The 11,458-nt window shown below is 72.8% G+C and carries 9 protein-coding genes; 4 read left to right on the forward strand and 5 right to left on the reverse strand.

What is annotated here, in order from left to right:
• Window positions 1–54 precede the first annotated feature (54 nt).
• The 3 genes from ACFRCR_RS11910 to ACFRCR_RS11920 form a co-directional block, all read right to left on the reverse strand.
• Complete coding sequence (locus ACFRCR_RS11910; RefSeq protein WP_377677777.1) at window positions 55–1,407, reverse strand: class II 3-deoxy-7-phosphoheptulonate synthase; 1,353 nt, start codon at window positions 1,405–1,407, stop codon at window positions 55–57.
• A 7-nt stretch (window positions 1,408–1,414) separates the two neighbouring features.
• Window positions 1,415–2,653 carry a pyrophosphate--fructose-6-phosphate 1-phosphotransferase gene (locus ACFRCR_RS11915; protein ID WP_138824260.1) on the reverse strand — a complete coding sequence of 413 codons (1,239 nt, stop codon included), beginning with the start codon at window positions 2,651–2,653 and terminating at the stop codon, window positions 1,415–1,417.
• 88 nt (window positions 2,654–2,741) lie between these two features.
• A complete protein-coding gene (locus ACFRCR_RS11920) occupies window positions 2,742–3,533 on the reverse strand; it encodes a 1-acyl-sn-glycerol-3-phosphate acyltransferase (RefSeq protein WP_225227740.1) in 792 nt (263 codons plus the stop codon).
• A gap of 60 nt (window positions 3,534–3,593) precedes the next feature.
• Between ACFRCR_RS11920 and ACFRCR_RS11925 the strand changes: the two genes are divergently transcribed.
• Entirely contained in the window at window positions 3,594–4,169 is a 576-nt protein-coding gene (locus ACFRCR_RS11925) for a hypothetical protein (RefSeq protein WP_377677778.1), read from the forward strand.
• 150 nt (window positions 4,170–4,319) lie between these two features.
• Here ACFRCR_RS11925 and ACFRCR_RS11930 read toward each other — a convergent pair whose 3' ends face one another.
• Window positions 4,320–5,267, reverse strand: coding sequence for an ROK family glucokinase (locus tag ACFRCR_RS11930; protein WP_377677780.1), 948 nt, complete (start codon window positions 5,265–5,267; stop codon window positions 4,320–4,322).
• Window positions 5,268–5,528: 261 nt separating this feature from the next.
• Between ACFRCR_RS11930 and ACFRCR_RS11935 the strand changes: the two genes are divergently transcribed.
• The gene (locus ACFRCR_RS11935) at window positions 5,529–7,340 is read left to right on the forward strand and encodes an AMP-dependent synthetase/ligase (protein WP_377677782.1); all 1,812 of its coding nucleotides are present in this window, start codon (window positions 5,529–5,531) and stop codon (window positions 7,338–7,340) included.
• Window positions 7,341–7,505: 165 nt separating this feature from the next.
• Here ACFRCR_RS11935 and ACFRCR_RS11940 read toward each other — a convergent pair whose 3' ends face one another.
• Window positions 7,506–9,173: an NYN domain-containing protein gene (locus ACFRCR_RS11940; protein ID WP_377677784.1), complete on the reverse strand. Its 1,668-nt coding sequence runs from the start codon at window positions 9,171–9,173 to the stop codon at window positions 7,506–7,508.
• Between the two features lie 115 nt (window positions 9,174–9,288).
• Here ACFRCR_RS11940 and ACFRCR_RS11945 point away from each other — a divergent pair, with 115 nt between their 5' ends.
• Both ACFRCR_RS11945 and ACFRCR_RS11950 read left to right on the forward strand, forming a co-directional pair.
• Window positions 9,289–11,139: a DEDD exonuclease domain-containing protein gene (locus ACFRCR_RS11945; protein WP_377677785.1), complete on the forward strand. Its 1,851-nt coding sequence runs from the start codon at window positions 9,289–9,291 to the stop codon at window positions 11,137–11,139.
• Window positions 11,133–11,414: an Lrp/AsnC family transcriptional regulator gene (locus ACFRCR_RS11950; RefSeq protein ID WP_138824253.1), complete on the forward strand. Its 282-nt coding sequence runs from the start codon at window positions 11,133–11,135 to the stop codon at window positions 11,412–11,414. The genes ACFRCR_RS11945 and ACFRCR_RS11950 overlap by 7 nt, the downstream gene beginning before the upstream one ends.
• Window positions 11,415–11,458 lie beyond the last annotated feature (44 nt).

The following is an 11,458-nucleotide window of genomic DNA, read 5'->3' on the forward strand; positions in this document are numbered from 1 at the left end:
CCTGCGGGTGCGCCGCCGTCGGGCTGGGTGGGGTCGAGCCGGGCGGGCGACGGCTCAGCGAGCCTGGAGCATCTCCGCGACCTGGAACGCCATCTCGAGCGACTGCTGGTGGTTCAGGCGCGGGTCCACGAGGGTCTCGTAGCGCAGGGCCAGGCCCGCGTCGTCGATCTCCTCGCTGCCGCCCAGCACCTCGGTCACGTCGTCACCGGTGAGCTCGACGTGCAGGCCCCCTGGCACCGTGCCCAGCGCGCGGTGGACCTCGAAGAAGCCCCGGACCTCGTCCAGGACGTCCTCGAGCCGGCGCGTCTTGTAGCCGCTGTCGGACGTGATGGTGTTGCCGTGCATGGGGTCCGTGACCCAGGTGACGGGTGCGCCGGACTCCCGCACGGCCTCCACGAGCGCGGGCAGCGCGTCACGGATCTTGCCCGCCCCCATGCGCGTGATGAACGTCAGCCGACCGGGGACGGCGTCCGGGTTGAGCTTGTCGATGAGGCGCAGCGCGTCGTCGGGAGCCGTGGTCGGGCCGAGCTTGACCCCGATCGGGTTGGCCACGCGCGACAGGAAGTCGACGTGCGCGCCGTCGAGCTGGCGCGTGCGCTCCCCGATCCACAGGAAGTGGCCCGAGGTGTCGTAGGCCTCGCCCGAGCGCGAGTCGATGCGCGTGAGCGAACGCTCGTAGTCGAGGATGAGCGCCTCGTGGCTCACGAAGAACTCCACGGTGCGCAGCGCGTCGAAGTCGACGCCGCAGGCCTTCATGAAGCGGATCGCGCGGTCGATCTCCGCCGCCGTGCTCTCGTAGCGCGCGTAGGCCGGGTTCCGCATGAAGCCGCGGTTCCACTCGTGCACCTGGCGCAGGTCGGCGAACCCGCCGCCCGTGAACGCGCGCACCACGTTGAGCGTGGCCGACGAGATCCGGTACGCCTGCATCAGGCGCTCGGGGTCCGGGACCCGGTCCTCGGGCGTGAACGCGTGCCCGTTGACCATGTCGCCCCGGTACGCAGGCAGCGTGACGCCCTCGCGCGTCTCGTCGTTCGAGCTGCGCGGCTTGGCGTACTGCCCCGCGAGACGCCCCATCTTCACGACGGGCATGCTCGCGCCGTGCGTGAGGATCACGGCCATCTGCAGGATGGTGCGCACCTTGTTGCGGATGCGCAGGGCGTTGGCGTCCGCGAACGTCTCGGCGCAGTCGCCGCCCTGCAGGAGGAAGGCCTCGCCCCGGCCCGCGGCGGCGAGCCGCGAGCGCAGGGTGTCGGCCTCGGTGGGGACCACGAGCGGCGCGGAGGCCGCGAGCCGCGCGGACACGTCCGCGAGGGCCGCGGCGTCGGGCCACGTGGGTTGCTGCTGCGCGACGAGGGAACGGAACGCGTCCAGTCCCTGGCTGATCTCCGCGCCGGTCGTGGTCGCCATCAGCGGATCAGTGCTCCGCGGGGGCAGCCGGCACGAGCGGCTGGCCGATCTCGCCCAGCAGCTCGCCGAACCACTGCTGCGAGACGTCGAACGCCTTGCCGCCGGCGATGCGCGGGAACTCGATCGCGCGCAGTCGGTCGCCGTTCTCCTCGTCGTGGCCGATCACGCCCGACTCGCCCTTGAACGCGCAGTCGACCGCGAGGTCCGTCATCGACTTGATGAGGCGCAGGTCCTCGGCGTTCGCGGCGGCCGCACGGGAGTAGTAGCCCGACTTCTGGACCATGGTCTTCTCGGCGCCCAGCTTCTCCGCGAACTGCTTGGCGAACCAGGCACCCGGGTTGATGGTGTCGAGCTTGACGTGGCCGAACGGGTCGCGCTCGACCGTCTCGCCCGACGCCTCGAGCTGCGCGACGATCTCGTTCATGCCGGCGCCCTCGGACAGGAAGATGTTGACGTTGCCGACCTCGTCCATGACGGTGCGCAGGCGCGCGGCCTCGGCCTCGATGTCGAGCGCGAGCTCGGGGACGAAGACGGCGTGGATGTCCCACCGCTCCTTGGTCAGGCCGATGCCCGGGACCCACTCCTGCGTGTCGAGCCACTTGCGGTACTCGGCGGCCGAGGCCGCGGTCAGCCAGCCGCAGTGGCGGCCCATGACCTCGTGCACGATGAGCATGCGCGGGCCCGAGCGGTGCTCGCCGATGATGTTGCGCGCGAACCCGGCGGCCTCCTCGGCCGCGGTCCACGCACCGAGCGACTGACGGATCGGGATCACGTCGTTGTCGATCGTCTTGGGCAGGCCCACGACCGTGAGCTCGTAGTCGTTCTCGTGCAGGTAGGCCGCGAGGTCTGCCGCCGTCGTGTTCGTGTCGTCGCCACCGATGGTGTGCAGGACGTCGACGCCGTCGGCCTTGAGCTGCTCGGCCGCGACCTGCAGCGGGTCCTGACCCTCCTGGACGAGCCCGCGCTTGACGCAGTCCTTCGCGTTGGTCAGCTTGACGCGCGAGTTGCCGATCGGCGAGCCGCCGAAGCGGTGCAGGACGCCCGCCTTCTTGCGGGTCTCCGCGTCGACGACGATCTTGGTGCCGGTCAGCAGGCCGTGGTAGCCGTGCTGGTAGGCGATGATCTCGACCTCGGGGGCGAGCTCGGTGTAGCGCTCGATCAGGCCACCGACGGCGGAGGACAGGCACGGGGCGAAACCACCGGCCGTCAGGAGTGCGACGCGACGGACCTGCCGACGATCAGACATAGCAAAGGAGCCTCTCGTTGAAGGATGCCGCCGTGCCTGCGTCGAGGGACGCCGGGGATCACCCGGGGCAGCGGGACGGCCTGCTCCCTCAGTCTACTGACGGTGCGGGCTCCTCCTGCGGCGGTTCCGGAACCTGGACGTCCGGGACCGGCCTGCCGCCCGGCGCTGCGGGCGAGGCCGGAGGTGTGGTAGCGGCGGGGCCGGTGGCGAGGCGGGCCTTGGCCGTCGCGGCGTAGATGTCGACGTACTCCTGACCCGACAGGCTCATGATCGCGTACATGATCTCGTCCGCGACCGAGCGCAGGATGAAGCGGTCGTTCTCCATGCCCTTGTAGCGGCTGAAGTCGAGCGGCTCGCCGATCACGATCCCGATGCGCATGGGCTTGGGGATGACCTTGCCGATGGGCTGGGCGATGTTGGTGCCGATCATCGCGACGGGGACCACGGGCGCGCCGGACTCGAGCGCGAGCCGCGCGACGCCCGTCTTGCCGCGGTACAGGCGCCCGTCAGGGCTCCGGGTGCCCTCGGGGTAGATCCCGAACAGCTCGCCGTCGCCGAGGACCCTCAGGCCCGTGGTGAGCGCCGCCTCGCTGGCCTTGCCGCCTGCGCGGTCCACCGGGATGGTCCCCACGCCGCGCATGAAGCCGGCTGTCAGGCGCCCTTTGATCCCCTTGCCCGTGAAGTAGTCGGACTTGCCGAGGAACTGCACCTTGCGGTTCAGCACGAGAGGAAGGATGAACGAGTCGATGACCGCGAGGTGGTTGCTCGCGAGGATCGCGCCGCCCTCGTCGGGCACGTTCTCGACGCCGCGCGTCCACGGACGGTAGAGCAGCCGGAGCAGGGGGCCGACCATCACCTGCTTCATGAACCAGTAGAACAACGTTCCTCCTTGGTGGCCCTCGCGAACACGAGGCGCTCTTCCGACTCTAGAGTGAACCCCATGGCCGCACCGAATGCAGGACCGCAGGGTGAGAACGACGGGAAGGACGACGCGATCGACCCGACCGACCCCGGATCGACCGATGCATCGAGCACGCCCCACGACGACCTTCCCGACGTCGAGGCCCGCTGGGCCGACATCGTCGCGGACCTCTCCGACGTGTCCGCCGCGGCGGAGTCCGCGGCGGCGGAGAGCGCCGCCGGCGCCGACCGCCCGACGTCCGCCGGCCCGCGCGACCTGCACGAGACCTTCCCCGTCGCGCCCTGGGTCCAGGCTCCGGGCCCCCGGGACTGGCCGACGACGCCCGAGGTCGAGGACCTCGAGGACGCCGAGAGCCACTTCACTCCCCCGGACCCCGAGATCGGCATGGGACGCGACCCGCTCATGACCATGGCCTGGGGCCTGGTCGCGGGCATCCCCGTGCTGCTGCTCGTCGGCATGGTCGTGCTGCGCCCCTTCCCGACGATCGTCGCGCAGGTCGCGGGCGGGTTGTTCCTCGCCGGGCTGGCCGTGCTGCTCTGGCGCATGCCGCACCGCCGCGAGGACGACCACGCGGGACCGGGCGCCGTCGTCTGAGGGCGCCCTGCGCCGTCGGGCCCGGGCCGTGGCCGGCGCGGGCGACACGCTGCACCCTGCCCGACGGCGGCGCTCCCCGGGGAGCGTCCGCTCCCGAGCGCGCGGCGCGGCCCCGGCCTCCTCACGCGGAAGCCGGGGCCGTGCGGGTCGCTAGCTGCGGGCGAGGTCCGCCGCGCCGACGATGCCGGCCTCGTTGCCCTGCTGGGCGAGGTCGATCTGCGCCTCGGGCCGGTGGCCGCGGGCCGAGAGCTGGTCCGCGAAGGCCTTGCGGACCGGCTGGAGCAGCAGGTCGCCCGCCGCGCCCACGCCGCCGCCGATGACGATGAGCTCGGGGTCGAGCAGCGCCGTGACCGACGCGGCCCCCTCGCCGATCCAGCGGCCCAGGGTCGCGAGCAGCTCGATCGCGAGCTCGTCGCCCGCCTGCGCGGCCTGCGTGATCTGGGGACCGTTGAGCTTGGACGGGTCGCCGCCCGCGAGCTCGAGGAGGGCGCCGGCGCGGTCGGGCTGGGCGATGAGCGCGGCCTGGCCGTCGCGCACGAGAGCGCTCCCGGAGGCGTACTGCTCCCAGCAGCCCTCGTGGCCGCAGCCGCAGTAGTGACCGCCGGGCACGACGCGCATGTGGCCGACCTCGGCCGCCACGCCCCAGCGCCCGCGCACGAGCTTGCGGTCGACGATGATCGCGCCGCCCAGCCCCGTGCCGACCGTGAGCATGAGCATGTCGGAGGCGTCGCGGCCCGCGCCGAACGCGAACTCGGCCCAGCCCGCCGCGTTGGCGTCGTTCTCGACGACGATCTTGACGTCGTCGTCGCCGATGAGCGTGCGGACCTTGTCGGCCAGCGGGTACTCGCGCCACGCGATGTTGGGGGCGAAGAGGACCGACGAGCGGTCGGGGCTCACGAAGCCGGCCGCGGCCAGGCCCATGGCCTCGACCTGGAACTCCTTGGACAGCTCCGCGTAGACGTCCGCGACCGCCGCGTCGATGCTCGCGACGTCGTCGGGCTCGGTGTCGCGACGCGTCTGCGCAAGGATCGTGCCGTTCTCGTCGACCACACCCGCGGCGATCTTCGTTCCGCCGATGTCGACTCCGATGGCATGCATGTCAGGTCCTCACTCACGTAGCGGTCTGGAACTCCCGATGAGAACACCAGCCGGTAACGGTTGTGCACCGCCTCGGCATCGGTTCTGCGTACGTCCGTCGGCTCCGAAGTCCGGTCGCTCCCGGTCTTCGCCCAGGTACGGCCTGAAATCTTGCGCAACAGCGCACAGCACCATGAAGAGTACCGACTCGGAGGCGGTCAACGACACTTGCGACCTGTGGGTACTGTTCTCACACCGTCGACTTCTGCCACTGGAGCCAGCATGGACGAGTTCAGCGCACCGCGCATCATCGATGTCGATCCTCTCGACAACCTCAACGACCTCTTCGCGACCCGCGTCGCCGCCGGGCCTGACCTCCCCATGATCGAGGTCAAGAGCGGGCCGGGCGCCCCCTGGAAGACCCTCTCGGCACGGGAGGTCGACACCGACGTCGTCTCCGTCGCCAAGGGCCTCGTCGCACTGGGCGTCGAGCCCGGCGACCACGTCGGCATCATGTCCCGCACCCGCTACGAGTGGACGCTGCTCGACTGGGCCACGTGGGCCGCGGGAGCCGTGCCCGTGCCGCTGTACGAGACCTCGAGCGCCGAGCAGGTCCAGTGGATCCTCTCGGACGCGGCCGTCAAGCTGCTCGTCGTCGAGTCGGCCGCGCACGCCGAAACCGTCGCCGAGGTCCGTGAGCAGGCCCCCGAGCTCCGCGACGTGTTCGTGATCGACGACGGCGGGATCGCCGCGCTCAAGGAGGCGGGCAAGGACGTCAGCGACGACGAGATCGCCCGCCGCCGCGGCCTCGCGAACCTCGCCGACGTCGCGACCATCATCTACACCTCGGGCACCACCGGCCGCCCCAAGGGGGCCGAGCTCACGCACGAGAACTTCTACTCGCTGACGGTCAACGCCGTCGAGGCGCTGCCCGAGGTCTTCGCCGAGGCCAACGGCCGGACGCTGCTCTTCATGCCGCTCGCACACGTGTTCGCGCGCTTCATCGGCGTGCTCGTCGTCGCGGGCGGCACGGTGCTCGGCCACACCCCGGACACCAAGACCCTCCTGGAGGACCTGGGCGAGTTCAGGCCGACGTACATCCTCTCGGTGCCCCGCGTGTTCGAGAAGGTCTACAACTCCTCGGAGCAGAAGGCCGCCGCGGGCGGCAAGGTCAAGATCTTCCACTGGGCCGCCGCGACCGCGATCGCCTGGTCCCGCGCGCTCGACGACCCCAAGGGGCCGGGTCTCGGCCTCAAGATCCAGCACAAGGTCGCCGACGCGCTCGTCTACAAGAAGCTGCGCGCGGCGCTCGGTGGCCAGACCAAGTGGGCCGTCTCGGGCGGTGCACCGCTCGGCGAGCGCCTGGGCCACTTCTACCGCGGCATCGGCGTGCGCATCCTCGAGGGCTACGGCCTGACCGAGTCCACGGCCCCGACGTCGGTCAACCGCCCCACGGCGACCAAGATCGGGACGGTCGGGCCCCAGCTCCCCGGATGCGGCGCGAAGATCGCGGAGGACGGCGAGATCCTCCTCCAGGGACACCACGTCTTCCGTGGCTACCACAACAACCCGCAGGCCACGGCCGACGCGTTCGTCGACGGCTGGTTCCGCACGGGCGACCTGGGCTCGCTCGACGAGGACGGGTTCCTGCGCATCACCGGGCGCAAGAAGGAGATCATCGTGACCGCGGGTGGCAAGAACGTCGCCCCGGCCGTGCTCGAGGACCGCATCCGCGCGCACGCGCTCGTGAGCCAGTGCGTGGTCGTCGGCGACGGCCAGCCGTTCATCGGCGCCCTCGTGACGCTCGACCCCGAGGGCCTGCCCGGCTGGCTCGCGATGCACGGCAAGGAGCCCATGAGCGTCGACGCCGCGGCTCTCGACGTGGACGTCCTCGCGGCGCTCGACACCGCGGTGGACCGCGCCAACAAGGCCGTCTCGCGCGCCGAGTCGATCCGCAAGTTCACCATCCTGGCGACGGACTTCACGGTCGAGAACGGCTACCTGACGCCGTCGCTCAAGGTCAAGCGCAACGTCGTCCTCAAGGACTTCTCGGTCGAGGTCGACGCGATCTACTCGGGCGTGCCCGCGCAGTGACCTGACGCGAGCTGAGACGCCTGCACGACGGGCACGACGGACCCAGGCGGCCGGTCCCCACCAGGGGGCCGGCCGTCGTCGCCTCTCGACCCGCCCGCCCAGGGTGACGCCCCCGCTCACCGACGGTGACGCACCCGCTCGCCGAGGGTGACGACCCGCCGGCCTTCAGAGCCGCGCGAGCCGCCCGACGAGCGCGGGCGAGCCGATGGCGACCGCCCCCATGGCCTGGACGTCGTCGGCGACCTCGCGGTCGCTCGTGACGACCGCCACGGGCCGCCCCTCGGGCTCCGCGGCGACCAGGCGTCGGATCAGGTGGTCGGCGATCTCCCCGGACGAGAAGAGGACGCGGACCCCGCGCGTGCTCGCGGGCGGCATGTGCCCCAGCTCCTGGCCGTCGAAGCAGCACGTGACCTCGGCGCCCGTGCGCGACGCGATGCGCACGAGCCCGTCGACGAGGCGGCGTCTCTGCTGCGCGAGCGTGAGCGTGCCGAAGCCCGTCTTGCTGACGTTGTACCCGTCGACGATCAGGTGCATCTGGGGCACGGCGAGCACGTCGTCGAGCAGCGCCGGGTCGTCGCCCGCGCGACCGCGCGAGCCGGGTCGCGTCGTGCCGCCCGTGCCGTGCCCGGCCGCGTCGACCTCGACGGGGGCCACGGTGTCGCCCGGGCGCAACGTGGTCGGTGGGATCCCGAGCTCTCGGCGGAGCCCGACCGCCGCGTCGACGACCGTCTCCAGCAGCAGTCGTGCTCGTGCGTTGGCGAGCTCGGCCCCGGTGTGCGTGAGGGTCCGCGCCTCGTCGCGGGCCGCGTGGGCCCGTTCGAGCGCGACCGCGGCCTCACGCCGCTCGGCGGCGGCCTGGGCTGCGAGCGCCTCGGCGGCCTGTGTCCGCTCGTCGGCCTCGGCGCGGGCGGCGCGCGCCTCGGAACGTGCCCGGTCGGCGTCCGATCGCAGCTTGCGCTCGGTGCGGCGAAGGCTCGCGACCTCGGCACGAGCCTCCTCGAGCGCGGCGCGGTCGGCGGCCGCGGCCAGCCTGGTCGCGTCGAGCTCGGCAAGGGCCTTGTCACGCTCGACGACGGCCCGTTCGGCCTCCTGGGCCCGGCGCTGCTCGTGCTCGCGTTCCTGGGCGTCCTGGAGCGCTCGGTCGAGGTAGCTCTGCCAGCCGTCCGGGCGCAGCAGGAACGCGCCGACGGCGAGATCCAGGGCGCGTCCTGCCCTGTCAGGGACGGCGTGGGCCGCGGGGGCGGCTCTCCCGTCCTGCCCGACGGCGTCGCTCCCCTCGGGGGCGGACGTGCGGTCGGGTGCGGGGCCGGGCGCCGGAGCGGGCACCTCGCGCACGGCCGGCGTCGCGCTCGCCGGCTCCGTGGGGGCGACCAGGGGCTCGGTCGCCACGTCGACGGAGACGGAGACGGCGCCCGAGCCGGGGCCCCCATCGTCGTCGCCCGGCCCGGCCGACGAGCCGGGGCCGGTCGTCGCGGTGGTCGCGGCGCCGTCGGGCACGAGCTCGCGCGCCTCCCGCGGGTGCGCGGTGCTCCACGCGGCTGCGACCGCGGACCGGAACGACGGGCTGGACTCGAGCGCCTGCCAGAGCGGGACGGCGCCGGACGCGGCGCGCCGACGCGGTGCGAACGTCCTGACGCGGCGCAGCGCGGCCGGGACCGTCGCGGGGTCCCACGCGCCGAGGGTGCGCGCGGCCAGCTCGAGGAGCTGGGTGCGGACCTCGGGCGGGACGGGCGGACGGGAGACGTCACCCTCCGGCGGCGCCCCCGCGGACGCGCCCGGGATCTCGGCCGAGCCCGGCGCGGCGTCCTTGTTGTCCCGACTCGTCCCATCCATGGGTCAACACTACGGGCGAACGGGGCGTCGGGTCCTGACGGCGCGGCGCGGGCGTGCGCCACGTCCCGCACGGCCGCCACCGACCGTGTCGGTGCCCCCCGGTACGTTCGGGCCCATGCCGTCCCCGACCGCCGCAGCCTCGGCCGCTCCCCCGCAGCTCTCGGTCCGTTCGTTCACCCCTGACGTCGCCCCTGGGAGCATGCCGGTCCAGCTCGGCCTCGACGAGCTGGGCACCCCGTTGCAGGACGTCACGTTCGTCGTGGTGGACCTCGAGACGACGGGGGGCTCGCCCGCCTCGGCGGGGATCACCGAGATCGGCGCCGTCAAGGTCCGCGGAGGCGAGGTCCTCGGCGAGTTCCAGACCCTCGTCAACCCCGGCGCGCCCGTCCCGGCGTTCATCGCCCGCCTGACCGGGATCAGCACCGCGATGGTCGCGACCGCGCCCCCGATCGAGGCTGTGCTGCCCTCGTTCCTCGAGTTCTCCCGAGGCGCGGTCCTGGTCGCGCACAACGCGCCGTTCGACATCGGGTTCCTCAAGGCGGCGGCGCGCGGAGCGGGCTACGACTGGCCCGGCAACCAGGTCCTCGACACGGTCCCCCTCGCCCGGCGCGTCGTGACGCGCGACGAGGCGCCCAACCACAAGCTCTCGACGCTCGCCGCGCTCTTCCACGCGGCCGTGACCCCTGAGCACCGGGCGCTTGCCGACGCGCGCGCCACGGTCGACGTCCTGCACGCGCTGCTCGAACGGCTCGCCCCGTTCGGCATCACGCACCTCGAGGACCTCGCGACCGCGACCGACCCGGTCCCGCCGGACGTGCGACGCAAGCGCACTCTCGCCGACGGCCTACCGGACGCACCGGGCGTCTACCTGTTCCGCGGGCCGGGCGAGGAGGTCCTGTACGTGGGGACGTCGACCTCGATACGCCGCCGGGTCCGCAGCTACTTCACGGCCGCCGAGAAGCGCAGCCGCATGACCGAGATGGTGCGCATCGCGCACGCCGTGACTCCCGTCGTGTGCGCGACCGTGCTCGAGGCGCAGGTCCGCGAGCTGCGGCTCATCGCCGAGCACTCGCCCCGCTACAACCGTCGCTCCAAGTTCCCCGAGCGCATGAGCTGGGTGCGCCTGACGCGCGAGCCCCACCCGCGGCTCTCGATCGTCCAGGACGTCAAGCCCGACGCCGCGCACATCGGCCCCTACTCGTCGCGGAGACAGGCCCAGCAGGCGATCGACGCGATGCACGACGCACTTCCCCTGCGCCAGTGCTCGCCTCGCCTGCCCCTGCTGCCCTCCCCGGGGGCCAGTGCGTGCGCCCTCGCCGAGATGGGGCGGTGCGGGGCGCCCTGCACGACGACGCAGGCGGCAGACGGATACCCAGCCGTCGTCGGGCGCGCACGGCGGACGCTGCTCGCGGACCCGAGCGACGTCGTCGAACCGCTGACCGCGCGGATCGCCGCGCTCGCCGCCGACGAACGCTACGAGCAGGCCGCCGAGGTCACCGCGCGTCTCGAGGCGTTCCTGCTCGGGGCGGGCCGTGCGCAACGGCTCGGGCCGCTCGCGGAGTGCGCCGAGCTCGTCGCCGCCAAGCCACTCGAGCGAGGCGGGTGGGAGATCGTCGTGGTACGCCACGCACGCCTCGCGGCGACCGGGGTCTCGGCGCCGGGGGTCGACCCCTGGCCGACCGTCGAGGCGCTCGTCGCGACGGCCGAGGAGGTCGCACCGCCCGTCGCCCCTGCACCCGCGTGCCACCCGCACGAGGCCGAGCTCGTCCTCGGCTGGCTGGAGCAGCCCGGCGTCCGGCTGGTCGACGTGACCCACCCCCTCGCGTGGCCCGTCCGCTCGGCACGCGCCTTCGCGGACCGCGACCGCACCGCGCAGCGCGTCGCCCGGCACGTCGAGGCTAGATTGGACCCCGGCTCGTCGAACGACGGGCCCCGCGCCTCGGACCCGACGGAGGACCCATGCTGACCGCGATCGTGCTGATCGACACCGAACCGAACCTCATCCCCGAGGTGGCCTCGCAGGTCGCCTCGCTCCGCGGTGTCAGCGAGGTCTACTCGGTCACCGGTAAGGCCGACCTCGTGGCCATGGTCCGCGTCAAGGAGCACGACGACCTCGCCGACGTGATCGCCGACCGCGTCAGCAAGATCGAGGGCGTGCTGCGTACCGAGACCTTCATCGCGTTCCGCGCGTACTCCGACGTCGACCTCGAGCAGGCGTTCGCCCTGGGGCTCGACGACTGACCCACGCACGACGGCGGGGTGCGGACGGCCTCCCGTCCGCACCC

The organism is Oerskovia sp. NPDC056781 (assembly GCF_042789955.1).
GTDB lineage: Bacteria > Actinomycetota > Actinomycetes > Actinomycetales > Cellulomonadaceae > Oerskovia > Oerskovia rustica.